At 41.9% G+C, this 23,306-nt stretch carries 22 protein-coding genes; 14 read left to right on the top strand and 8 right to left on the bottom strand.

The window, feature by feature from the left end:
- The first annotated feature begins 188 nt into the window (after positions 1-188).
- The 3 genes from HWQ36_RS33765 (at position 189) to psb27 (ending at position 2,225) form a co-directional block, all read left to right on the top strand.
- Positions 189-932, top strand: a complete 744-nt coding sequence (locus HWQ36_RS33765; RefSeq protein ID WP_292711379.1) for a hypothetical protein — start codon at positions 189-191, stop codon at positions 930-932.
- 31 nt (positions 933-963) lie between these two features.
- Entirely contained in the window at positions 964-1,662 is a 699-nt protein-coding gene (locus HWQ36_RS33760) for a phosphatase PAP2 family protein (RefSeq protein ID WP_292711377.1), read from the top strand.
- 158 nt (positions 1,663-1,820) lie between these two features.
- Complete coding sequence (gene psb27, locus HWQ36_RS33755) at positions 1,821-2,225, top strand: photosystem II protein Psb27 (protein WP_292711374.1); 405 nt, start codon at positions 1,821-1,823, stop codon at positions 2,223-2,225.
- Between the two features lie 220 nt (positions 2,226-2,445).
- On the opposite strand, the gene polA is transcribed toward psb27, so the two are convergent.
- Positions 2,446-5,382, bottom strand: coding sequence for a DNA polymerase I (polA, locus tag HWQ36_RS33750; RefSeq protein WP_292711373.1), 2,937 nt, complete (start codon positions 5,380-5,382; stop codon positions 2,446-2,448).
- 539 nt (positions 5,383-5,921) lie between these two features.
- Here polA and HWQ36_RS33745 point away from each other — a divergent pair.
- Together HWQ36_RS33745 and HWQ36_RS33740 are read left to right on the top strand one after the other, a co-directional pair.
- Positions 5,922-6,629 carry a PEP-CTERM sorting domain-containing protein gene (locus tag HWQ36_RS33745; RefSeq protein WP_292711370.1) on the top strand — a complete coding sequence of 236 codons (708 nt, stop codon included), beginning with the start codon at positions 5,922-5,924 and terminating at the stop codon, positions 6,627-6,629.
- Positions 6,630-6,907: 278 nt separating this feature from the next.
- Positions 6,908-7,777, top strand: coding sequence for a Cof-type HAD-IIB family hydrolase (locus HWQ36_RS33740; RefSeq protein ID WP_292711367.1), 870 nt, complete (start codon positions 6,908-6,910; stop codon positions 7,775-7,777).
- A 180-nt stretch (positions 7,778-7,957) separates the two neighbouring features.
- Here HWQ36_RS33740 and HWQ36_RS33735 read toward each other — a convergent pair whose 3' ends face one another.
- A complete protein-coding gene (locus HWQ36_RS33735) occupies positions 7,958-8,905 on the bottom strand; it encodes a DALR anticodon-binding domain-containing protein (RefSeq protein WP_292711364.1) in 948 nt (315 codons plus the stop codon).
- 311 nt (positions 8,906-9,216) lie between these two features.
- On the opposite strand from HWQ36_RS33735, the gene HWQ36_RS33730 reads away from it, so the two are divergent.
- Positions 9,217-9,936: a Crp/Fnr family transcriptional regulator gene (locus HWQ36_RS33730; protein ID WP_012412419.1), complete on the top strand. Its 720-nt coding sequence runs from the start codon at positions 9,217-9,219 to the stop codon at positions 9,934-9,936.
- 54 nt (positions 9,937-9,990) lie between these two features.
- Here HWQ36_RS33730 and HWQ36_RS33725 read toward each other — a convergent pair whose 3' ends face one another.
- The 4 genes from HWQ36_RS33725 to HWQ36_RS33710 all read right to left on the bottom strand — a co-directional run bounded on the left by HWQ36_RS33725 (position 9,991) and on the right by HWQ36_RS33710 (position 15,407).
- Positions 9,991-11,037 carry a PstS family phosphate ABC transporter substrate-binding protein gene (locus HWQ36_RS33725; RefSeq protein ID WP_292711357.1) on the bottom strand — a complete coding sequence of 349 codons (1,047 nt, stop codon included), beginning with the start codon at positions 11,035-11,037 and terminating at the stop codon, positions 9,991-9,993.
- Between the two features lie 609 nt (positions 11,038-11,646).
- The gene (locus tag HWQ36_RS33720) at positions 11,647-12,699 is read right to left on the bottom strand and encodes a PstS family phosphate ABC transporter substrate-binding protein (protein ID WP_292711354.1); all 1,053 of its coding nucleotides are present in this window, start codon (positions 12,697-12,699) and stop codon (positions 11,647-11,649) included.
- A gap of 27 nt (positions 12,700-12,726) precedes the next feature.
- Positions 12,727-14,124 carry a serine/threonine-protein kinase gene (locus HWQ36_RS33715; protein ID WP_292711351.1) on the bottom strand — a complete coding sequence of 466 codons (1,398 nt, stop codon included), beginning with the start codon at positions 14,122-14,124 and terminating at the stop codon, positions 12,727-12,729.
- 269 nt (positions 14,125-14,393) lie between these two features.
- Entirely contained in the window at positions 14,394-15,407 is a 1,014-nt protein-coding gene (locus HWQ36_RS33710; RefSeq protein ID WP_292711348.1) for a LysR family transcriptional regulator, read from the bottom strand.
- Between the two features lie 213 nt (positions 15,408-15,620).
- On the opposite strand from HWQ36_RS33710, the gene HWQ36_RS33705 reads away from it, so the two are divergent.
- The 5 genes from HWQ36_RS33705 (at position 15,621) to HWQ36_RS33685 (ending at position 19,959) form a co-directional block, all read left to right on the top strand.
- On the top strand, positions 15,621-16,343 hold the full coding sequence (locus tag HWQ36_RS33705; protein ID WP_292711345.1) for an NnrU family protein: 723 nt from the start codon (positions 15,621-15,623) through the stop codon (positions 16,341-16,343).
- A gap of 413 nt (positions 16,344-16,756) precedes the next feature.
- A complete protein-coding gene (locus tag HWQ36_RS33700; RefSeq protein WP_292711341.1) occupies positions 16,757-17,143 on the top strand; it encodes a thioredoxin domain-containing protein in 387 nt (128 codons plus the stop codon).
- Between the two features lie 213 nt (positions 17,144-17,356).
- Positions 17,357-19,459, top strand: coding sequence for an NAD(P)H-quinone oxidoreductase subunit 5 (locus HWQ36_RS33695; protein ID WP_292711337.1), 2,103 nt, complete (start codon positions 17,357-17,359; stop codon positions 19,457-19,459).
- A 150-nt stretch (positions 19,460-19,609) separates the two neighbouring features.
- Complete coding sequence (locus tag HWQ36_RS33690) at positions 19,610-19,801, top strand: hypothetical protein (RefSeq protein ID WP_292711335.1); 192 nt, start codon at positions 19,610-19,612, stop codon at positions 19,799-19,801.
- The gene (locus tag HWQ36_RS33685) at positions 19,798-19,959 is read left to right on the top strand and encodes a type II toxin-antitoxin system HicA family toxin (RefSeq protein WP_292711332.1); all 162 of its coding nucleotides are present in this window, start codon (positions 19,798-19,800) and stop codon (positions 19,957-19,959) included. Before HWQ36_RS33690 ends, HWQ36_RS33685 begins: the two co-directional genes overlap by 4 nt.
- A 164-nt stretch (positions 19,960-20,123) precedes the next feature.
- Here HWQ36_RS33685 and HWQ36_RS33680 read toward each other — a convergent pair whose 3' ends face one another.
- Positions 20,124-20,246: a hypothetical protein gene (locus tag HWQ36_RS33680; protein ID WP_292711330.1), complete on the bottom strand. Its 123-nt coding sequence runs from the start codon at positions 20,244-20,246 to the stop codon at positions 20,124-20,126.
- A 123-nt stretch (positions 20,247-20,369) separates the two neighbouring features.
- Between HWQ36_RS33680 and HWQ36_RS33675 the strand changes: the two genes are divergently transcribed.
- Together HWQ36_RS33675 and HWQ36_RS33670 are read left to right on the top strand one after the other, a co-directional pair.
- Positions 20,370-20,657 (top strand): DUF4258 domain-containing protein, encoded by a 288-nt coding sequence (locus HWQ36_RS33675; protein ID WP_292711327.1) that lies wholly within the window; start codon positions 20,370-20,372, stop codon positions 20,655-20,657.
- Positions 20,654-20,881 carry a type II toxin-antitoxin system MqsA family antitoxin gene (locus HWQ36_RS33670; RefSeq protein ID WP_292711325.1) on the top strand — a complete coding sequence of 76 codons (228 nt, stop codon included), beginning with the start codon at positions 20,654-20,656 and terminating at the stop codon, positions 20,879-20,881. The genes HWQ36_RS33675 and HWQ36_RS33670 overlap by 4 nt, the downstream gene beginning before the upstream one ends.
- A gap of 118 nt (positions 20,882-20,999) precedes the next feature.
- Here HWQ36_RS33670 and HWQ36_RS33665 read toward each other — a convergent pair whose 3' ends face one another.
- On the bottom strand, positions 21,000-21,314 hold the full coding sequence (locus tag HWQ36_RS33665) for a hypothetical protein (protein WP_292711323.1): 315 nt from the start codon (positions 21,312-21,314) through the stop codon (positions 21,000-21,002).
- Between the two features lie 276 nt (positions 21,315-21,590).
- Between HWQ36_RS33665 and HWQ36_RS33660 the strand changes: the two genes are divergently transcribed.
- Positions 21,591-23,168, top strand: a complete 1,578-nt coding sequence (locus HWQ36_RS33660; RefSeq protein ID WP_292711321.1) for an NAD(P)H-quinone oxidoreductase subunit 4 — start codon at positions 21,591-21,593, stop codon at positions 23,166-23,168.
- Positions 23,169-23,306 lie beyond the last annotated feature (138 nt).

The raw sequence follows: 23,306 nt of genomic DNA, 5'->3' as shown, positions 1-23,306 counted from the left end.
AAACCTGTAGTTCAACTCTAATGAATAAGGATTTGCCCTCATCCCCCAACCTATCCCCCAGATATGGGATTCGGGGAGCTAGAATTTCAAAGTCCCTCTCCCATATCTGGGAGAGGGATTTAGGGTGAGGGCGAAAACTACGGTTCTCAACTTAGATGAGATTTACTATTTTTTATTGTGAAAAAGAAATGAATAAAGTTGCAAAAGTTACAATTTTTTTCTGGATCATGAAGATCATCGCCACGACACTCGGCGAAACGGCAGGTGACTTCATCTCAATGTCTCTTGGACTGGGGTATTACATAGCCTTTGCCATAACGTTCGCCATTCTTGCTATTCTCCTGTTTTTTCAAATTCAATCCGACAGATATCGCCCAGTCCTTTATTGGACGGCCATCATCGCCACAACCACAGCCGGAACTGAAGTTTCAGACCTGATGGATCGATCTCTTGGGCTTGGCTACGCACTGGGATCGCTTATCCTGGTGGCCTGTCTTCTGAGTGTTCTTAGCATCTGGTATTATCGCGATCGCGATCTGAGCGTTTATCCGATTATCAAGAAAGATGCAGAAACCACCTACTGGCTGGCTGTCGTGTTCTCCAACAGTTTGGGAACAGCCTTTGGTGACTTTCTGACAAGCAACTTGGGACTAAGCTATATCCAGGGCGCATTTGTGACAGCCAGCGTCATTGGTGTTGTTATCGCCCTTCACTACGTAACAAAGTTGAGCGATATCCTCTTATTCTGGCTTGCGTTCATCTTCACACGTCCCTTCGGAGCCACTTTCGGAGATTTTTTGACAAAACCAGTCAAAAATGGCGGTCTATCACTGCCAAGGGGCTATGCTTCTGCGATCGCCTTTATCCTGCTGGCAGTTGTGCTATTCTTTTCTGTGCGAAAGGAGAAAAAAGTGCGTCATCCAATTGAGTGATGCGTTTAAGCATAATGAATAAAATTAAAGTATGATCCGACAAATTTCTAATTTTTGGTTGCGTAGTATACATCCTCGTTTGGCTTCCTTAATTGCGACAATTGGTATTGTTGGACTTACTAGTTGTCTTCTCATCCTTTTTGTTTTAGCAAAACTAATTGAAGAGGTTTTAGAGCGAGATGCTTTTAGATTTGATACTACTTTTTTGTTATGGCTACATCAGTTTGCCAATCCAAATTTAGATAATTTAATGCTGTTTATTACAAATCTTGGTAATCCTAATACAGTGGTTATAGTTGCAGGTATTACTGTCTTGTTACTTTGGTGGCGACATTACCAAGAAGAAGCGAAAGTTTTTGTACTTGCTTGCTTAGGAGGGTTAATTTTAAACACAGGGCTAAAGTTATTTTTTTCTAAACCTCGCCCTGAACTGTGGCATCCCTTGATTTCTGAAAAATCTTTTAGTTTTCCTAGCGGTCATGCACTCGGTTCTATGGTGCTTTATGGTTTTATTGCTCACGAATTGGCAACTCACTATCCTCGTTTTGCCAAGTTTATTTACAGTTTGACAGTTATTTTAATTGCTGCTATTGGTATCAGTCGCTTATATTTAGGAGTCCATTGGCCCACAGACATAATTGCAGGTTATGGAGTCGGTTTTTTGTGGCTGATGATATGTATTACGATGCTGAAATTACAAAGATTGAGGCAGGGAAAGTTAGTTGATTAAATAGTCTCAATTTCTAATACCATCGCTCTAAGTACAATATTTAATTAATTTGTAGTGAATTATCTGCGTGCCTCTGCGTTTAAAATTTAACCCTCAATTGATCCCCAAGTTACCAATCCAAGATAGGATGGACGTTGATTTACGTATTCTTCTAATTAATGCATATGAAGCGCTATTGGTCGCGTTTGCTTGCGCTGGTTTTGGTTGTAGCTATCGGCTTAATGGGCTGTTCTGGCAGTCCAGATAGTTTGACTGGGGATTATCGCCAAGACACTTTAGGTGTAGTCAATGTTATGAGACAAGCTCTGAATCTATCACAAGATTCATCAGACAAAACAGCAGTTCAAGCAGAAGCGCGTCAGAAAATTAATGACTTTTCGGCTCGCTATCAGCGAGTTAACTCTGTTTCTGGTCTTGGCTCCTTTACAACCATGCGGACAGCCCTTAATTCCCTGGCTGGACACTACAGTTCTTACCCAAATCGTCCCGTACCCGAAAAACTAAAAAATCGTTTAGAGAAGGAATTACAGCAAGTTGAGGCAGCGTTAAAGCGTGGCGGTTAACTCTTAGACTAAGCTAAAAACATCTAATTTGCATAACCAAATTAAATATAACTCTTGTGGGGTGGGCAGAAAAGCCCGCCTAGCTTATGCAATTTAAATGTCAAACAGCTTATTATCTACTCAATCATCAAGAATCAAGAGTCAAAACTTTTGACTCTTGATTATTTTTTAAATTTTTCACTAAAACGTAATTATCTAAATCCGCAGTCCCAAGTTAAACTTACTTCGTATCCATCCAATTTTCACCGACACGCGCTTCAACCAGCAACGGCACGCTCAACTGAACTGCATTTTCCATCACCGACTTAATTTGCGGTTGTAATTCTTCCCACTCATCAGGGGGAATTTCAAACACTAATTCATCATGTACTTGCAACAACAAACGCGCCTGATAGTTCTTCAAAACCTCATGCAGTCTTACCATTGCAATTTTAATAATATCAGCGTTGGAACCTTGAATTGGTGCATTAGCAGCCGATCGCAGTAAACCCGCATCATAAGGGCCCAAATTCTTCAATTTACTCAGATCAATATCTTCTGGGTTACTGCTCTTTAATTTACGTAAACTGTTATTAGTAAAATCAAAGTAACGACGACGACCGAGAATAGTTTCTACATAACCAAGAGCGATCGCTTCTTTTTTTACTTGCTCCAAATATGCAAAAACTTTAGGATATCGTTCATTAAACCGCTTAATGAACTCGTTGGCAATGTTTTTATCTATCCCAGTTGAGCGCGAAAATCTTAGAGAACCCATCCCATAAATCACGCCAAAATTGATAGTTTTTGCTATTCCTCGTTCTTCTGACGTTATATTTTCTTTTTCAAAGACTAACCGCGCGGTAACAGTGTGAACATCTTCATTTTGCTGATATGCTTGCACTAATATTGGCTCTTGACTCAAATAAGCCAAAATCCGCAATTCAATTTGTGAGTAATCAGCAGCCACCATTAACCAACCAGGTTCAGGCAAAAACGCCTTCCGAATTTGGCGACTAAAAGCTGTGCGAATGGGGATATTTTGCAAATTTGGATTAGAAGAAGATAACCTACCAGTTGATGTTGCCGCTTGATTAAAATCAGTATGCACCCGATGGGTATCTGGACGCACCAATGCAGGTAAGGCATCAACATAAGTAGACTTTAATTTAGATAGGGTGCGATACTCAATGATCGCCTCAACAAAACCACTGTTATCATCTTCTTGGAGTTTTTCTAATGTTGCTGCATCTGTAGAGAAGCCTGTTTGAATTTTACGAGAATGTTTGGTACTTAATCCCAACTTTTCAAACAAGATTTGGCTCAATTGCTTAGGAGAACCTAAGTTAAAATTTTCCCCAGCTATTTCAGTTGCTTCTTCTTTTAACCTGGCTAACTCTGTTTCTAAATGCTGCGAAAGTTCTTTTAAATAAGCTGAATTAATGCGGACACCCGTGTATTCCATTTGGGCTAAAACCGCTTCTAGTGGCTGTTCTACTTCCACTAATAGTTTAGATAAAGTTGGAATTTGATCCAGTTCTTCACGCAATTTCGGGACTAAGCCAAACGTAGAATAAGCATCCATACCGCAGTAATCTGCAACGGCAGGAATATCTATATCAGCGATGGTTTTGCCTTTAGGAACTAAATCTAAGTAACTTTTTGCTATCAATCCCAAATATCGCTGCCCTAAATCCATCAAATTATGACTTGAATCTGGATTTAGAATGTAACTTGCCAGCATGGGATCAAACACTACTCCCGCCAAATTAATTCCTTGACACTTTAGAACTAAGCGGTCAAATTTGGCATTCTGTAAAGCTTTGGGATAATCAGCACTTTCGAGAATTGGGCGTAATGTTTCTAGCACCAAATCTTTATTCAAATTCTCCCCCGTTTTATGCCCCAGAGGAATATAGGCTACTTCATCGGGTTGCATTCCCCAACAGCAACCAATTCCTACTAACTCAGCATCTCTTGGTTCTAAAGCAGTAGTTTCAGTATCCCAAGCAACGGGAATCTCTGGGTTAGTAAATGTTTGTAAAAGTTTCACTAACTCAGTTAGTTTAGCTGCGGTGTCGATGATACGTGGTGTAATGGGAGAAGTAGATTTTTGTGGAACTGCTGCCGTATCACTAGCACTAAAAAACCACAAATCATTATCTTCATCATCCCTCAATTCTGAGTTAGGATTAGTTACCTCTGTTTTGGCTTCTTGCTTTTCTTCAACTTGGCCACCAAAACGTTGTTGAAGGTCGTTGATTTTCCCTAAAAAAGACTTGAATTCTAATTTTTCTAAAATGGGGGATAAGACGGTTGTATCAAACCCCTTTAATTTGCAATCTTCTAAATTAATTTCTATAGGAACATCTAAAACAATAGTTGCCAAATAACGAGATTTATCGGCATCTTCTTTACCCGTTGCTAGTTTTTTCTGAGTTGCGCCTTTAATTTCATCTAACGCAGCATAAATATTATCAAGGGAACCATAGGTATTTAGCAGCTGTACTGCTGTCTTTTCCCCAATTCCTTTAACTCCAGGAATATTATCTGATTTATCACCACAAAGAGCTTTGAAATCGACAATTTGTGTAGGTAAAACGCCCATCTTCTCTTTGACTTGTTCTGCTTCAAATTCCGTAATGCTATTTGTAGAGCGTTTTATGGCATCTGGACTAAAATTTAGAACAGTTATTTCTTTATCAGAGTCGATCAGTTGAAATAAATCGCGATCGCCAGTTAGAATCTTCACCCTATACCCAGCAGCAGTTACTCGCTGTGCTAAGGTTCCCAAAACATCATCTGCCTCGAAACCAGGGGCAGTAAAAATTGGTAGATTGAAGCCATTCAGCAACTCATGCAGGTTTGCTAAGTCGGGAATGAAGTCTTCTGGCGTTTCTTTGCGATCGGCTTTATAAGTCTCGTCAGCTTCGTGGCGAAAAGTTGCCTCACCCAAATCAAATGCGATCGCCATTGCTTCAGGCTGTTGTGTTGCCATTACCTCCAGCAGGCACTTCACAAAACCAAAACATATACTTGTCGGAATCCCTGCTTTAGTACGCAGTCCTCCATCTCGCCCTTTGGCGAAAGCAAAGTATGAACGATAAGCAAGGGAGTGTCCATCTACAAGGATGAACGTGGGGCGTGTTGCAGTTACAGAAGTGAAAGTTTCAGACATAGCCCTATTTTAGCCAGAAGCTTTGTCACATAGTTAGCAATTTCAGATGCTCGTTCAGCTTGGTTTTGGCGACAATAGCACCGATTTTGAGTACCAAATGACATCGTATATAATTTAATACATAATGATGTCTACGCATTTGCCGCTTTAGTACGGAAGCCCAGTATAACCAACTTTTGCCACGGATACCACCCTAATTAAGTACGTGAGTATCAACATAGCAATCAGATCCCCGACTTCTGGCGAGAAGTCGGGGATCTATACTCCTGAGCGTTTTATGTTGAATTAGATAGACCTAGCTTACTTTTCAGGAACCAACAAACACTAGCTTAGTATTTCGCCATAAGACTACCACTATCAAAGTCTCTTTTCCTTAACAAAACTTTATATGTACCAATCAACAAGTATATTTCCGAAGGACTTGAATATAAAAGCTTTACATAAAGTTACGTGTATTTATCAAGCCTACAAGCAAAGTTCCAGAGTTAGAAATAGGTTAGTAATCCCCTAATGATTCGTTTTAGAAAAAATCTTTCATCATGACAACAAAATTATTGAACACTCTCGCTGCTGCAACAACTTTGGCAGGAATTGTTGCAACATCTGGCGCAGCTGATGCAGCTTCTCTCTCGTACACTAGTTCCAGTAATTACGATTTGACAGATATCATTGATTCACCTTTGAGCATCCAAAAATTTAATTCATCTCTAGGTACACTCCAAGGTGTAACAATAGAATTTACTGGAGATATACTTGGAAATGCAGGTTTTGAAAACAGAAGTAAAAGCCCGACTTCAACAACAGTAACTCTTGGCAGTGAATTGAGCTTACAACTCAATAATCAGTCTTTATTGGCGCTCAATCCCGAATATATTTCCAGTTATCAAGTTGCTAAATATGACGGCATCACTGATTATAGTGGCACCTCTGGAAAAACTATTTCTAACTTAACTGCCACACAATCTGGTACTCAGTCTTTCACTAATACCCAATTCTTGCAATCTTTCATTGGTAATGGCAACATAGACTTTTTGTTCTCAGCTTCAGCCACCTCAGCAGTTACAGGATCGGGTAACATGAACTCTTATATTGATACTTATGCTAAAGCAGGTATCAAAGTAACTTATAATTACAATGATGTTAAATCTGTACCTGAACCCTCTGCCACACTTGGAGTTGGTTTAATTGCTGGGCTTTGTCTGTTGTCACAGCGCAAAAAAAGCTGGATCAAGGGGTCAAATTCATAAACTTTCTTGAATAGGTTATTTTTCCCATCTATCTATTCGTCAGGCTCTCTAATTTAAATGAAAAACCCCGATTTTTTCGAGAATCGGGGTTTTTGTTGTGATTATTATCCAGAATTTTGAACAATATTTAAAAAATACTATAACAATCTAAAATCGTGTGATTCAGCATCCTCATGTTATAAAAATTAGGTTGACTAGAGAACCCAATTTTTGCTAATACTCCCCACTGGCGGCTAGAGCCTGTTAACCTCTTACTGGAACTTAAAATCTAGGAAATTATGCAGAAAGCATCTGCTACCCATTTGGCATCTAGCGATCATCAGACTGCTGCAAAAGACATTAAACTACTAGTTTTGGATATAGACGGCACGATCGCAGGACATTCCAACACCATCAGCGCAGGTGTCAAGCAAGCTATTGTGGCAGCGCAAGCACGAGGAATTCCAGTGGCGATCGCTACAGGTAGGATGTATCGTTCAGCCTTGCGCTTTCACCACGAAATCGGCTCTACACTCCCATTAATGGCTTATCAGGGAGCCTGGATTCAAGATCCAATTACTCAAAAAATTCATCGCCATTGGGCTGTTTCCAGGGAAATGGCCCACCAGCTAATCGACCATTTTGAACAGCCTGAGTTGCGATCGCTCCTATCTGTCCATTTCTACATCAACGATCAACTATACGTCCGTGAGTTAACCAGAGAAACCCAAATTTATGCAGAACGTTCTGGTATTACCCCGATTCCCGTTGGTGATTTGCGCCAAACCTTAACAAATGAACCGACAAAAATTCTCGCTTTGTCTGATGACACAGATTTAATCGATCAGTTATTGGGGAATTTGCGCCGCCAATATACACCTGCTGAACTTTATCTCACAACATCTGTTGCTACCTTTTTTGAAGCAACTAACGCCTCTGTGAATAAGGGGACTGCTGTACGTTACCTAGCCGAAGAATTGTTGGGATTACAGATAGCCAACGTTATGGCAATTGGTGATAACTTCAATGATGTAGAAATGCTGGAGTCTGTTGGACTTGGTGTAGCTATGGGCAACGCACCTAAAGGAGTCCAAGCGATCGCGCGGTGGGTAGCTCCTAGTGTAGAGGAAGACGGAGCAGCAGTAGCAATTGAAAAATTTTTGCTGTAATGAGGACACTTTTTCAAGCCTAAACCCTATAAATCAGAAAGGACACCGACGACTGGCCGTGTTTCGTCTCGGTGCCCTAGCTGGTTCGCTCCTCACACACCTGCTAATGTAGCCGAGGTGATGCATTGAGTCAATAGCTATTATAAAAGTTTTTATTTTTGCCTAAGCGACATTACCGATTTATAACTCCAAGGGCGCAAAAACACCCAAGTTTTTCTCTAGTACGTATCTTAATACTGACTGAGTAGCCATAAGTAATCCGAGTCTGGCTTGTGTTAACTCTGGCGATCTAATTTTCACCTCACCCCAAATCCGGCAGTTACACCAGAAGTTTTCAAAAGCTTGACTCAAATTCAGCGCTACTTTTTCCCATTTCACAGAACCGTTAATATCAGGGCACTCTATGTTGTCTACCACTTGTATTAACTCGGCAATCAGATGACGCTCATCTGGATGATTTAGCCGTAGTGTTCCGTCACAATTAAGCCAAGGTAAAGGTTTAGGGGAGATAACATTCCAAAAAGCTGGACTAATATTTGGAACTGGTTCTCTAAGTTTAATCAATCCCTCTCGATGAGCCAGCAATACCAGCGAACAGCAACGTGCATGGGCGTGCTGAACAGCAAATAGTGAATTGGGGATTGGGGATTGGGGATTGGGCACAAAAGGCAGAGGGGCAGGGGGCAGGGGGCAAGGGGGAGAATTAAAAATTACCTCTTTCCCCCCTGCTCCTTGCTCCCTGCTCCCTTCCTCCCCATCTTCCCCCAAACTCCCAACTACGAGGCTTTGTAACCAAGTCGCTAAAGCCGTGTCAGTCAATTCAAAATGTATCCAGCCAGGAGGAACAATTTGGATGCTAAAAACGTCACCACAAATCCTTGATAAATCAGATGCGATCGCACTGGCAAGCTGCATAGTTTTCCAATTCTGAGATTTTGACAGTTGCAGGGACACACTTGAGGTATATAAAACTCTATTTTCATCTCTATCTTTATGTAGAGGAATTTTTTTATCTTCTATGCCTACGTTTTCTGCTTTATAAGTATCAATGCTTAGTGTTTTTATTAAATAACTATGCAATAACTGCTTGATTGACCTATATTTGCTAACTGGTAATTTGTAATACACGTAATATTATTTAAACAGTCATGTAAGATATATTTGTTACTTTTCTGTCATCTATCTTACGGTATAAATTTAATTTAGATGAAGAAAAATGAGAAGAGGATAAAATTTGATGAATAATCGATGAATAGTAAGTAAACTTTACTACCATCATTGTACAGTAGGAAGTATAACAAAAGAATAGAGAGTAATTTGCTTTCTATTCTTTGGATTGGCTGGCGCTGTTAGGCGTTAAGCCTGCCTCGTCAACACAAAGACACTCCTTGCACCTTTTGATCACGTCTTTGTCTTCAGCCGAACGCTCTTTGTTACCTATGCAATCTCCATCCTCCTTTTCTGAGGCATCACGGCCTTTTTTAACTTGGCAACGAATTCTTGACTGGGCTCAAGAACACTATCGATGCCGTACCTTTAGCAAAGATGAGCGCATTCCAGCCCGGCCTGGATTGCTATATTTGGTGCAAAGGGGTGCGATCCGCATGGTAGGAACCGCCCAAGTTAGTGCGACAGCTAGTCAGCTAACGTCTCGACGAATCAACAGAACCCCAGAAGAAGCGTTCTTGGGTTTTGTAGGAGCGGGACAACCATTTGAAATTGTTGCTCAGTCGCCATTTACACTCCAGGCTTACGCCCATGTTGACCAAACTGCGGTGCTATGGATGTACTGGCATGACCTAGACAACTGGCCTCACTTCCGGCGTGAAGTTATGGATGCCTTTAGGTATCAGCACCAGCGTAAGCTGCTGTGGCTGAGTGCCTTGGGACAACGCCGTACAATTGATCGACTCTTGGGATTTCTCACATTGTTAATTGAGGAATATGGAGAGCCAGCAATGAGCGACACCGATCCTGATGTGATTCGCGGCTATTGTCTGCCCTTTCCCCTCACCCATGCCCAAATTGGTAGCGCGATTGGTTCGACCCGTGTCACCGTCACCCGCTTGATGGGTAAGCTGCGTCAACGCGGCTTAATCCTCACCCAAGGGGATAATTTAATTTGTTTGCCAGCAGAATCGATTAATAGAGCTGGTTAAGGCAGAGTTCAGAGCGGCGATTTCCGCCACTCTGCCTGAGTGCAATCCCAGGTGTCAGCGAATTTTGACAAACCCAGCTTGGGTAATCATTTCCTGTCCCTGCTCGGTCAGCAGTAAGTTGGCGTAAGCGACACCTGCTTGCTGCTCAGTCTGACCATTCTGTTTGACCACCACAAACAGATTGCGAGTAATCGGGTATTTTCCTGACTGGAAAGCCTCAATGTTCAATTTGTTCCGTTTACCAGGACATTCAGACGGGAGGACAAATGTTTCTTGGTAAGGAGCAATATATTGCCCTTGCGTTCGCCCCAACGGTAAGGGTTTGATTGAGCATTGAGGAATCACCTCTGGGGCAGAAGCGTAGTAGATACCACCAGAACTACCAGCCAATTTTTGCAAGGCTTGGGTGGTTGTGGAGATAAATTCCACATTAGGGCTGAAAGCTTGACCACCTAAGATGTCTTGGACAAAAAGTTCTACAGTACCGCCATCAGCAAGGCGGCGAGAATAGGGCTTAATCGGGATATTGGGGCCACCCACCTGGCTCCAATTATTGATTTTGCCTGTGTAAATTGACTTTAATTGGTCTATCGTTATTCCTGGGACGTTAAGGTTGGGGTTAACTGCGACTGCTAAACCATCAATAGCTACAGGAATTTGTTTCAAACTGAATCCACGCTGCTGGGCACGGCTTAATTCTTGATCGAGAACTGGTCGAGAAGACTGGGCAAAGGCTAGTTGACCGTCTATCAGTGATTGGATGCCAGTACCAGAACCAGGAGATGCATTGCTGGGTTCTACATAACGCAGCCGAAACTCTGGTCGCGCCGCTTGAATTGCTGGATCAACTACCAGTCGAATCGGTGCCCAAGATGTACTGCCTCCGTAATTGAATAATCCTGTAGGAACATCTTGTATTGAGGCGAAAGTCTTGCCACTAGGTTGTTCTGATACAGCCTGGGGCGTTTTGGTGCTACCAGAATTAATTGCATTTAGGTCAACACTAGACTTTCTACTAAACCACCAAAAACCGCCAGCTATTAACCCGGCTGTGATTAGGATGGATAAAGCAAGAATAGTTGTTTCATTTTTTTGAGACATAGTAAATTACCCGCGCGTCCATTCAATACAAGTGCTTAACTTGATAGGTACTTGCTACTTGAGATTGTATTTGAAGGACGGGTATTTTGTTAGTGAATTATGACAAATCCTAACTTCTAATTACTTTACGGTTCGGGCTATAGTAAATTTCCTTTGAATTATTTGTTACTTCTCTACAAGGAATAAATTGTTAGTTGGCACTAATATTTTTCCCTATAAAGCTCAATTTCTCATCTTGACAGCTTTTTTAGGTTAACTATTGGTTAATTTTTAATTTTTATATCGAGGAAGGCAGTTCACGAGAGAGGAAAACTGCACTCTCTCAAGTACCGCGACCAGAAGGGTCTTGAGTTTAAGACAAGAACACTGAACTCTCCTTCAGTGGCTCTAAATCATCCGAGGTCGAATCCACTACTGATTTACTCCAAGTGAGCCTCCAGCAAGAACTACCTCCTGACTTGAAAGTGCTGAGTGCTGTTAGCGGTAGCAGGGCGTTTAACCCGTGCTAAGTAAAAATCCCAGTCCCTAGTCCCACTTTCATGCAAGGCTTTTGAAACTTGTTTCATCGGGACTGCCTTAACAGAAGTCAGAATTCAGTTGCACCTTTGATCATTTAATTCTGACAAATCCAGCCTTTTCGATCAGGTCTTGAGTCTGAGGTGTCAGTAGCCAATTTGCATAAGCTTCGCCAGCTTGCTGATCTGTTTGACCATTCTGTTTAACAATTACAAATAAATTGCGGGTTATTGCATAGTCTCCACTACGAAACGCCTGACTATTCAATTGATTACGTTTATTGGGACATTGAGATGGAGGTACAACCGGTTGTTGGTAAGGAGGCACTAATTGGCTACTTGTGCGTCCCAGTGGTAGGGATTTAATAATACATTGAGGTACAATCTCTGGGGCAGAAGCATAGTAAATTCCCCCAGGATTTGCAGCTACTTTTCGGACTGCTTCAGTGGTCGTGTCAACATAACTTATATTGGCAGTAAACTTTTCTTTATTTAGAATATTTTCGACAAAAAATTCCACTGTACCCCCAGCTTCTTCGCTACGAGAGTAAACTTTAATTGGTAAATTTGGCCCACCCACCTGTTGCCAATTAGTGATTTTGCCCGTGTAGATGTCTTTGAGTTGGGCGACAGTTAGACCAGGGATGTTGAGATCGTGGTTGACAGCGATCGCAATTCCATCAATCGCCACTGGAATTTCTTTTAAACTAAATCCTTTTTGTTGGGCTTCGGCATTTTCTTCAGCCTTTACTGAACGAGAAGATTGAGAAAAAGCTAGTTGGTTGTCTATCAACATCCTAATACCAGTTCCAGATCCTGCTTTACCTGATGGAGGTTGAGTGTAACGTAAAATAAACCGGGGGCACTGGCTTTCTAGTACGGAGTCTACGTCTTTACGAATGGGTGCCCAAGTTGTGCTACCACCATAGTTGAATGTTCCTTCTAGGAGGTTGGGCACGTTACATCTGTTGACAAACTGATTTATGGGATTACTTGTATTAGCAGTGTTAGCAGTCTCCGAAGATTTAGGAACAGTTCCATTTAATTGCGCCCACCGTTCCATAAGAAACCATAGACCACCAAAGATTAAACCAATGGTGGCGACAACGGCTAAGAAAAGAGTAAGTGTTTCGTTTTTTTGAGACATAATGTGGCTATTAGCGCCAAGAGTTTTTTAAAGTAAGAGAGATAATAATTTATAAATAAGTCGAAATATGGCTGTTATTGAAATAGCTACTAAGGCTGCTAAAACTGATAAAAGAATCACTTCCTGAATACCACGCCCCCCTTGTAACAAGGGGAGAAAAAAAATAATCGCAAAAGTAATTGTTGGAATAATTAATAAATCGAATTTTTCAATCCACCGCCGGGTTTGGGCAAATATCAGTATCCCCAAAATTACAGATGCAATACTGAAAGTAACTATTGGTTCTTTTACTATACTGAAGAGGGCGATCGCTATCAACGCCCCCTCAAATCCACTAAATGCCGCCCCACCCAATAATTCCACTATGGAAAACGCTGGTTGAGTTGGTGGACGCTGGGAAACAACGGGATTAGAACCTTTAGGTGATTGTGGCGGAAGTGTTACAGAGGGCGAATTAATCTGTGTAGCAGCTAAAGGTTGTGAATAAAGTGCATCTAGAACTTCTTGCGCTGACTGAAAGCGCTGATTAGCAGCAGGTAGCAGCATCTTATCTAAAATTTCAGCAAGACGAGGATTTATATTTACTTGCTCCCGCCATTTCCACTGATTGCTATAGGCATCAAACAGTTGAATTGCTTCCTGATTAGTCAATAAGGTAATAAGAGTTACAGCTAAAGCGTATAAGTCTGTAGATGGGAATACTTGCCCTCCAGTCATCTGTTCCGGCGGTGCAAATCCCATAGAATAAATTCCTGTAGAAGAAGCAGCCCCTAGTGCAACGTTTGTCACTTGCTTAACTGCGCCAAAATCTAGTAAAAAAAGCTTACCATCACGACGGCGCATGATGTTAGAGGGTTTAATATCTCTGTGGATAATGCCTCGTTCGTGGACAAACCTCAGCACCTTCAGGATTTCTTGCAACACCTCTAACACTTGCTGTTCAGAAAATTTGCCTTGTTCAACTAATTCTTCTTCTAAATTTTGCCCATCAATATATTCTTGTACTAAGTAAAAAAATTGGTCTTCCTGTCCTGATTGCGAACTATTAATTATTACTGGAAAGAAGGCAAACAAGTCAGGGATTTGCTCGTGATCGTTACCAAGTTGTGCTAAAACATCTGCCTCTCTCTCAAACATTATCTGTGCTTGTTGCAGTTGAGTTGAGGTTAAATTACCCACTGGTTGAAACTGCTTAACCACGCATTGACGCATTCCTGGGATTCGGCGATCGCGTGCTAAAAATGCTGCTCCAAACCCACCCCTTCCCAGCAACTTTGTGGTTACATATCGACCATCTAGCAGCAGTGGCATACCACAGGTAGTACAGTATTTTTGCTGCGTTGTTTTCAGGGTTGTAATATCATCTAAATCAGCAAAATAGTTTTGTGGGCGTGGGCAACGTGGACGAGTACAGTAAACTTCCATTTTCGTGATTAGTCATTAGTCACTTGTACTGAGCGTAGTCGAAGTATTGGTGATTTACAAAAAAACAAAGGACTAATAACCTTACCAATTTTAGATTTTAGATTTTGGATTTAAGGAAAATTTCCTATCCAAAATCTAAAAAATTGGCTTTATACCCTTGAATTAATTCGTGGAGATGAATCAAATAATTTCATGATCTCAAGCTCCACTTTTCCTATGGGATCAATCCAAAATCTTAAATTTAAAATCCAAAATTGTGTTACCAGATTTTAGTCTTCGCCGGAGGCGGCGGGCATTGCTATATCCAATGTAGTTACCACGATGTTTTTTTGTGTCAATTTTAACACATCTTGACTCCATCCAGGGTTAGCAAACTGGGGCAAAATTTCTTGACTAAAGGCTTCTGCGGCCTTGGATCTATAGCGATTGGGATTAAAAATCAACCACAGCGTCCGTTTGACGACTACCCCTTCAATAGGAGTACGGTGCAGAACACCCATTTGTAACTCTTTAGCGATCGCACTTGTTGAAACAAAAGCAGCCCCTAAACCAGATTGCACGGCATTCTTAATTGCTTCAATGGAATTTAGTTCCATTTCAACCTTAAAACGTCTGGTATCAATTTCACAACGTCCTAGCACTTGGTCAATCACTTTGCGGATGGTCGATTGGGAATCTAGGGCAATGAATTGTAATTTATATAGGTCTTCTTTTTGGATTGTTTCAAGTTTGGCAAAGGGGTGAAATACAGGTAGAATCAGCGCTAGTTCATCTTCTGCGTAAGAAATAACTTCCAAAGATTCTGACAGTTCACCAGGAATTTCACCGCCGATTATTGCCAGATCAACTTGTCCGTTAGCGACACTCCAAGCAGTCCGCCGGGTAGAGTGGACGTGTAATTGCACTGCCACATCTGGATATTTTTGTCGGAACATCCCGATCATTCTGGGCAAAAGATAAGTGCCGGTGGTTTGAGAAGCACCGACAATTAACGTACCGCCTTGAAGATTTTGTAAATCCTCGATGGCGCGGCAGGTTTCCTGACACAGACTGAGGATCTTTTCACCGTAATTTAGGAGTAGATGTCCTGCTTCAGTTAATTGGGCGCGTCGTCCTCCACGATCGAATAAAGGAACATCTAGTTGCCGTTCGAGATTTTGGACTTGCAAGCTGACGGCAGGCTGGGAGACATAAAGACTATCGGCGGCACGCTTGAAGCTTCCTTCTTGGGCGATCGCTTTTAAAATCCGTAACTGATCTAAAGTGAAAGGAAGGTCAGACATAAGGCTCAACCCACAAACATTGAAAGGAGCGGATGCACACAACAAATATTGTTTGGCAGCAATCAGCCGCGCATAATTTGTTGCATATTAAACTTGAAGACTTGACTCGAAAAGGACAGTAGCACAACATCTTGACTAAAGTCTCCTTTGGAATACTTTGTGGTATTGGTTGTACTGAATTCAATTTTCTTTAAATTACTTCACCCGTCTATTATGCTGCTGATCTCTTGGTTGACACCCAGTCATTTTGTCATACTGGGGTTACAAATAGTTTTTGCGATCGCTCACAGTGGAGGCGCTGCTTTGCGTCCTTGGGCAGAAAAATATATTGGCCCAAGGCTTTATCGCATTTTTTTTGCATTAGTCAGTCTACCTTTGGCTGTGATCTTAATTATTTACTTTTTTGGACACCGCTATGATGGTTTGCAACTTTGGCAGGTACAAGGAGTGCCAGGAGTAAGAGAATTTGTTTGGTTATTGTCAGCGATTTCGTTTTTGTTTTTATATCCTGCTACCTTCAATCTACTAGAAATTGCTGCTATTCAAAAGCCCCAAGTTCATCTCTACGAAACAGGAATTATTCGGATTACCCGTCATCCCCAGATGGTGGGACAAATAATCTGGTGTGTTGCTCATACTCTGTGGCTGGGTACTAGCTTTACCCTTGTGACTTCCATCGGATTGGTGTTACATCACTTGTTTGGGGTTTGGCATGGCGATCGCCGTTTGAGCGATCGCTATGGGGAAGCCTTTGAAATTGCCAAACAACGAACTTCAATTATTCCGTTTAAAGCAATTATCGACGGTCGTCAATCTATCTTATGGCAGGAATTTCTCAGCCCTGCCTATTTAGGAGTTGCCATTTTTATAGCTTTGCTTTGGTGGTCGCACCCTCTGTTGATGGAAGCAACTAGTAAGATAAAATGGGAAATCTAAGCGATCCCCAGTGTCAGCAGAAAATCCCAAATAGATTAAAATTTCCACTTATCAATTGCCCCGAATCAATGTAGGATCAATTCAAACATCTATCAGTGGGGGTGCGTTCAGTCAGCTTAAGATTTTATATTGGTAGTTGAAGGCCCGTTGTCTTTGCTTGGGAGTCAGTGGCAGATTCAGTCAAATTCCAGGCGGCCACAGCAATCAGGAGTCTAACATTTAAAAAAGCCACCGTGAGAGTCCCACTGGCTTTTTTGTCAGAGACACATCAACACGCTGAATTTTTGCTCAATTATTCTGTGTCCTGAGATTTGGTTCCTGAAAGCATCTATCGGCAGTTATTGACTTACCAATCCTTCACTTCAGTACTGATAGGTAGTTTGATATAAAAACCTTATAATCCAAGAGGCGTCATGGTGTTGTCGGTTAGTGAACGGACATTTACTCAAGAAGTTTTAGAATCTCCTATTCCTGTTTTAGTTAACTTTGAAGCACCTTGGTGTGGCTTGTGTCGGATTATCCATCCACTGTTGTTACAATTTCAAGCCCAATGTGGGGACGAAATTAAATTAGTTGGGGTTAACGCCGATCAAAATTTTAAATTGTCTACTACTTATAAGCTAAAGTCACTGCCAACTTTACTATTGATTGAAAATGGGACTGTTCGCCATCGCTTGGAATGCTTTCGCGGCAGAGAAGATTTACGTCTAGCCTTAGAAGAGATTAAAGCCAGCTACAGCAGTTACCCGAAAATCTACAAGAGTCCAAAAACAGTGGATTTAGAGTATCGGTCAGCCTGATGGATATTGGGCATAGGGCATGAGGCATAGGTCTAATGACAAATGACCAATGACAATTGACAAATGACCAATGACAATTGACCAAATCTAAAACCATGCTTAACACCCCACCCAATCAGTCTTGGGTGGGTTATTTTATCCTAAAGGGCGTGTGTCACAATTATTAACAGTTTCGACACGCTAAATCAAGAATTCTAAAAGTAGGCGTCAGTGATGGAAGTAATCTATCAGTATGCCTGGCTGATTCCGGTGTTTCCTCTTTTTGGGGCAATGCTGGTCGGTCTAGGGTTAATCTCGTTGAATCAGGTGACAAACCGCCTCCGGCAGCTTAACGCTGTGGTGATTATCTCCATGATGGCAGCAGCTATGGTGCTGTCGTTTGCCTTGCTATGGAGTCAAATTCAAGGACACGCGCCTTATATCCGCACCTTTGAGTGGGCAGCAGCAGGCAATTTTCACCTGAGCATGGGCTACACTATTGACCACCTGACAGCCTTAATGCTGGTGATTGTCACAACGGTAGCCTGCTTAGTCATGGTTTACACCGATGGCTACATGGCTCACGATCCCGGTTACGTGAGGTTTTACGCCTATCTCAGTTTGTTTGGCTCCTCAATGTTAGGTCTGGTGATCAGCCCCAACCTAGTACAGATTTATATATTCTGGGAACTGGTGGGGATGTGTTCTTACTTGCTGGTCGGCTTTTGGTACAATCGCAAGTCAGCAGCAGATGCCGCTCAAAAAGCGTTTGTGACTAACCGCGTCGGTGACTTTGGTCTATTACTCGGCATTTTGGGGCTGTTCTGGGCAACAGGAAGCTTTGATTTTAATATCATGGGCGATCGCCTCGCCCAACTCGTGCAATCAGGTTCTATCAGCAATTTTCTCGCTGTCCTGTTGGCGATTTTAGTTTTCTTAGGCCCAGTGGCGAAATCAGCCCAATTCCCCCTCCATGTCTGGCTACCAGATGCAATGGAAGGCCCCACCCCCATTTCTGCCTTGATTCACGCGGCAACAATGGTGGCGGCGGGTGTTTTCCTAATTGCTCGGATGTACCCAGTATTTGAACACGTCCCAGTTGCAATGAACGTCATTGCCTTTACTGGGGTGTTTACGGCGTTTTTGGGGGCAAGCATTGCTATTACCCAAAACGACATCAAAAAAGGCTTGGCTTATTCCACCATTTCCCAACTTGGTTACATGGTGATGGCAATGGGCATAGGTTCCTACAGTGCCGGACTATTCCACCTAATGACCCACGCCTATTTCAAGGCGATGCTGTTCTTGGGTTCAGGTTCAGTAATTCACGGTATGGAAGGTGTTGTCGGTCACGATCCTGCCTTAGCGCAAGATATGCGGCTGATGGGCGGATTGCGAAAGTATATGCCCGTCACATCAATTACCTTTTTGATTGGTTGCTTGGCAATTTCTGGTATTCCGCCCTTTGCTGGCTTCTGGTCAAAAGATGAAATTCTAGGGAAAGCTTTTGAGGCTAATCCACTTCTCTGGTTGATTGGCTGGCTAACTGCCGGGATTACTGCTTTCTATATGTTTAGAATGTATTTCATGACATTTGAAGGCAAATTCCGGGGTAATGACGAGAAAATCAAGCAAAAACTCAAGAAGGCTGCGGCCACAATTGTCCTGGAATTAGAGTCAGCAGAACCAGTCCCGAATTTTGGGCCTGGGGCAATGAAGAAAGGAGAATTGGCGGCAACTAGTGAGCATCATGATTCCCATGACTCCCACGGGCATCACAGCGACTCCCCCCACGAATCGCCGTGGACAATGACCCTGCCGTTGGCACTGTTAGCTGTGCCTTCGATTTTGATTGGTTTGGTGGGAACTCCCTACGCCAATTATTTTGAAGAGTTTATCTTTCCTCCTAGCGAAACCCTCTCTGAAGTTATAGAAAAGGCTGCCGAGTTCAATCCGACGGAATTCTACATCATGGCGGGTGCTTCAGTCGGAATTTCTTTAATTGCGATTACCCTGGCTTCGCTGATGTATTTGCGCCGTAAAATTGATCCAGGTGCGATCGCTGCTCAAATCAAACCACTTTACGAGTTATCCCTCAACAAGTGGTACTTTGATGACATTTACCATCGGGTTTTTGTCCTTGGCTTGCGTCGCCTAGCTAGACAAGTTATGGAAGTTGACTTCCGCGTTGTCGATGGTGCTGTTAACCTCACAGGCTTTTTCACCCTTGTTAGCGGTGAAGGTCTGAAGTACCTAGAAAACGGTCGCGCTCAATTCTATGCCTTGATTGTGTTTGGGGCAGTTTTGGGCTTAGTGATTGTCTTTGGTGTTACCTGATTTTAATCGGGGTGGGCGGGTGTCTGCCCCTAATTTTTTTTAGAGTCTAATTTAGACTCTTTTTTTTGGCTGATAGTTCAGTGATTTAATATACAGTCTTTTTGAGTACTCAAAAACCTTGTAGTTCAGAAAAAGGCAGCGAATAAGCAAATGATTAAAAAGAAATACATTTACTGGCAAGATGATGATATGTGGTTAGGTTATCTCGAAGAATATCCTGACTATTGGACTCAGGGTGAAACTGAAGAGGAGCTAAGAGAAAATCTACTCGATATTTACAGTGAATTAACAAGTGGAAATATCCAAAATATTCGTAGAGTTGCAGAACTTGAAATTTCATGAAACGAAGAGATTTAATCAGTAAGCTTGAAGAAATGGGTTGTATCTTCGTTCGTCATGGTGGCAAACATGATTGGTATCAGAATTCAGTAACAAAAATTTCTCAAGCTGTTCCCAGACATAGAGAAATCAAAGAGCAACTTGCAAAACATATTATATAAGATGCTTAGTAATGAAGCTGGCTAACACTACCTTAGAGCCGACCTTTGAAATTGTCCGACGGGCGGTGCGTCACCCCTATGAATGGAATAAACAAGGAAAATCATCTTCCTCTGTCTTGTTTCTTAGGAGCCTAAATTAGGCTCCTTTGGCTGATAGTCAGCAATTAAATATTCAAGTCTTCTTTTACATCAGCTTTAAATAACTTCAGTAGATTTATATGCTGGCGATAGTTCTGTGGTATGTTAGCTGGATTTTGGTAAGGATTAGTGAAATCGGAGAAAGGCATGAAGTTATTGCTATGGGATACAGACTACACAGTAGATAAATGATATGCGATCGCGGGCAATAGAAGCCCAGCATTGAGCAAAATAATAAATTTATCACTAATTACAATTAAAAAAAATAATTCATGTATTGTCAAAATTTAGTTTTCTCCCGTCATGCTATCCAACAAATGTTTTATCGTCGCATCATTCAAAAAGAAGTAAAAACTGCGATTTCTTATGGAGAAGTGATAGAAGAAAATCCTGATGATACACCCTACCCCAGTTATCTAATATTGGATTTTATAGAAGGTAAGCCGATTCATATTGTATTTTCTTACGATGAAGCTACAGATACAGGATATGTAGTAACAGCTTATATTCCTGATGCTAATATTTGGTTAGATGGTTTTAAAACTAGGATACGAAGATGATGAAATGCGTAATTTGTCAGCATGGAGAAACTAAACCAGGTTTAGTAACTGTGACATTAGAAAGAGACGAATGTATTATTGTCTTAAAAAAAGTTCCAGCAGAAATTTGTAATAACTGTGGTGAATATTATTTAAGTGACGCAGTTACCGAACAGGTTTTAGAAAAAGCAGAGTCAGCTATTAATAATGGAGCGGAATTGGAGATTATTAGATATGCAGCTTAGTGTTCTTATTTGCTTCTCTGTTACCATTGATGAAGCTGATGGTACAGATATTGTTTAGTCAGAGTTTTGAGACGGCGTTTGAAGCAAGGTGTAAAACGAACGAACTTCTGCCATAAATCTAGGCTTCGATATTGTCCCAAAGTTCTGAAACTGGGAAAGTTTGTCTAGCTGCTGCTTGTCGCAGGGACTCTTGCAGATCGGCTAACATTTGTGCTTTTGGCTCTTGTTCATCAATCCAAGCTAAACCACTGACGTTATCAGAATTTATGGAACTTATAAGCTGTTGCCAAAGTTCTACAGGGACGAGTACATCTGTTGTTTCTCCATTTTCGTTGGTGACATAACGAATCTGACTTGCAATTTGTGCGATTATCATTATGGTTAGTTCTCCTGTGATGATTTTTTGTACCAAATCGCTTTTTTCAACAACCATCAAACAGCATCTTGTATTTTTAGGGATGGCTTGGACTACGCGATCGCACCACTAAACTATAATTTGAGCGGCTTTTTAGGGTAAATTTTTGACACTTGGGAGTATGCTAACCCACATTCCCCACTCCCAAGTGTCAAAAGAGACTCCCAAGAGAAAAATGGGGGATTGCCAATTTAATTAAATCAACCTAACGAGGAAGACGAAATCCCCAAAAAGCTGTTACTTAATAACTAGTGACTTTTTGCCAAACATGATTTTGATAGCAGACGAATTGTGATGAATATAGCTAATTTTCCGTGGCTGACGACGATTATTCTGTTTCCGATAGCCGCGTCGCTACTTCTTCCCGTCATTCCTGATAAAGAAGGCAAAACAGTGCGCTGGTACTCCCTGATCGTGGGGCTGATAGATTTTGCACTAATTGTTTATGCTTTTTATACTGGGTATGATTTCTCCAATCCAGATTTGCAGTTAGTGGAAAGTTACCCCTGGGTACCACAATTGGGTTTGAATTGGTCAGTAGGGGCTGATGGCTTGTCCATGCCCCTAATTATTTTGACTGGATTCATTACCACGCTAGCGATTTTAGCAGCTTGGCCTGTCACCTTCAAGCCCAAGCTATTTTACTTCTTGATTTTGGCGATGTATGGCGGTCAGATTGCCGTGTTCGCCGTCCAGGATATGCTGTTATTTTTCCTGGTGTGGGAACTGGAACTAGTACCGATATACTTTCTGCTGTCGATTTGGGGAGGCAAAAGGCGGCAGTATGCAGCGACCAAATTCATTTTATACACAGCTGGTGGTTCGCTGTTTATTTTGCTGTCTGCCCTGACAATGGGATTTTACGGCGATACGGTGACATTCGACATGAGAGCGATCGCCCTCAAAGATTTCGCCCTGAATTTTCAACTTGCCCTCTATGCTGGCTTCCTGATTGCCTACGCCGTCAAGTTGCCGATTATTCCGTTGCATACTTGGCTACCTGATGCCCACGGTGAAGCGACAGCCCCTGTACATATGTTATTAGCAGGTATTCTGCTGAAAATGGGCGGTTACGCCTTAATTCGGATGAATGCCCAAATGCTCCCCGATGCCCATGCTTATTTTGCGCCAGTATTGGTAGTTTTGGGGGTAGTTAATATCATCTACGCTGCTTTAACATCCTTTGCCCAGCGCAACCTGAAGCGAAAAATTGCCTACTCCTCAATTTCCCACATGGGCTTTGTGATGATTGGGATTGCCTCCTTCACCGATTTGGGATTGAGTGGGGCAGTATTGCAAATGGTTTCCCACGGGTTAATTGGGGCAAGTTTGTTCTTCCTGGTTGGTGCAACTTACGATCGCACCCACACCCTAATGTTAGATGAAATGGGCGGTGTCGCGAAGAGAATGCCGAAGATTTTCGCCATGTTCACCACCTGTTCAATGGCTTCTTTGGCATTGCCAGGGATGAGCGGTTTTGTGGCAGAATTAATGGTGTTTGTGGGCTTTGCTACTAGCGATGCTTATAGCTCTACCTTCAAAGTCATTGTGGTGTTTTTGATGGCAGTTGGAGTGATTTTAACTCCAATTTATCTGTTGTCAATGTTGCGAGAAATTTTCTACGGAGAAGAAAACAAGGAATTAGTTTCTCACCAAGCTTTGATAGATGCTGAACCCCGTGAAGTATTTATTATTGCGTGTTTGTTAATTCCAATTATTGGTATTGGTTTCTATCCAAAATTGCTGACTCAGATGTACGACGCTACAACTGTACAATTGACAGAAAGATTGCGTGATTCCGTGCCGACATTAGCACAGCAAAAAGAAGAAACGCTAAAGGTTTCTTTGAGTGCGCCGAAAATTGCTAATTAGTTGCGATCGCTAGTTTAGTTTAAATATTGATTACTTGAGGGCGGGTTTTCTACCTGCCCTTTTTTATGTACATTGCTTAGAGATAATCCAAGACTTCGTAGGTTGGGTTGAGGAACGAAAGTTGAACAATATTCCACC

Origin of the sequence: Nostoc sp. NMS2, from assembly GCF_017115105.1 — a bacterium.
Classification (GTDB): domain Bacteria; phylum Cyanobacteriota; class Cyanobacteriia; order Cyanobacteriales; family Nostocaceae; genus Nostoc.
Note: the sequence above shows the minus strand (reverse complement) of the source record. Positions and strands in the feature narration are given on the sequence as shown.

Bases quoted from the DNA above. Each gene is read 5' to 3' on its own strand.
- HWQ36_RS33705 (WP_292711345.1), top strand. From the start codon at position 15,621: ATGCTGCTGATCTCTTGGTTGACACCCAGTCATTTTGTCATACTGGGG.
- HWQ36_RS33675 (WP_292711327.1), top strand. From the start codon at position 20,370: ATGTATTGTCAAAATTTAGTTTTCTCCCGTCATGCTATCCAACAAATG.
- HWQ36_RS33730 (WP_012412419.1), top strand. From the start codon at position 9,217: ATGCAATCTCCATCCTCCTTTTCTGAGGCATCACGGCCTTTTTTAACT.
- HWQ36_RS33725 (WP_292711357.1), bottom strand. From the start codon at position 11,037: ATGTCTCAAAAAAATGAAACAACTATTCTTGCTTTATCCATCCTAATC.
- HWQ36_RS33740 (WP_292711367.1), top strand. From the start codon at position 6,908: ATGCAGAAAGCATCTGCTACCCATTTGGCATCTAGCGATCATCAGACT.
- HWQ36_RS33710 (WP_292711348.1), bottom strand. From the start codon at position 15,407: ATGTCTGACCTTCCTTTCACTTTAGATCAGTTACGGATTTTAAAAGCG.
- HWQ36_RS33685 (WP_292711332.1), top strand. From the start codon at position 19,798: ATGAAACGAAGAGATTTAATCAGTAAGCTTGAAGAAATGGGTTGTATC.
- HWQ36_RS33680 (WP_292711330.1), bottom strand. From the start codon at position 20,246: ATGCCTTTCTCCGATTTCACTAATCCTTACCAAAATCCAGCTAACATA.
- HWQ36_RS33765 (WP_292711379.1), top strand. From the start codon at position 189: ATGAATAAAGTTGCAAAAGTTACAATTTTTTTCTGGATCATGAAGATC.
- HWQ36_RS33670 (WP_292711325.1), top strand. From the start codon at position 20,654: ATGATGAAATGCGTAATTTGTCAGCATGGAGAAACTAAACCAGGTTTA.
- HWQ36_RS33665 (WP_292711323.1), bottom strand. From the start codon at position 21,314: ATGGTTGTTGAAAAAAGCGATTTGGTACAAAAAATCATCACAGGAGAA.
- HWQ36_RS33745 (WP_292711370.1), top strand. From the start codon at position 5,922: ATGACAACAAAATTATTGAACACTCTCGCTGCTGCAACAACTTTGGCA.
- HWQ36_RS33715 (WP_292711351.1), bottom strand. From the start codon at position 14,124: ATGGAAGTTTACTGTACTCGTCCACGTTGCCCACGCCCACAAAACTAT.
- HWQ36_RS33760 (WP_292711377.1), top strand. From the start codon at position 964: ATGATCCGACAAATTTCTAATTTTTGGTTGCGTAGTATACATCCTCGT.
- polA (WP_292711373.1), bottom strand. From the start codon at position 5,382: ATGTCTGAAACTTTCACTTCTGTAACTGCAACACGCCCCACGTTCATC.
- HWQ36_RS33700 (WP_292711341.1), top strand. From the start codon at position 16,757: ATGGTGTTGTCGGTTAGTGAACGGACATTTACTCAAGAAGTTTTAGAA.
- HWQ36_RS33660 (WP_292711321.1), top strand. From the start codon at position 21,591: ATGAATATAGCTAATTTTCCGTGGCTGACGACGATTATTCTGTTTCCG.
- HWQ36_RS33695 (WP_292711337.1), top strand. From the start codon at position 17,357: ATGGAAGTAATCTATCAGTATGCCTGGCTGATTCCGGTGTTTCCTCTT.
- HWQ36_RS33720 (WP_292711354.1), bottom strand. From the start codon at position 12,699: ATGTCTCAAAAAAACGAAACACTTACTCTTTTCTTAGCCGTTGTCGCC.
- HWQ36_RS33690 (WP_292711335.1), top strand. From the start codon at position 19,610: ATGATTAAAAAGAAATACATTTACTGGCAAGATGATGATATGTGGTTA.
- psb27 (WP_292711374.1), top strand. From the start codon at position 1,821: ATGCATATGAAGCGCTATTGGTCGCGTTTGCTTGCGCTGGTTTTGGTT.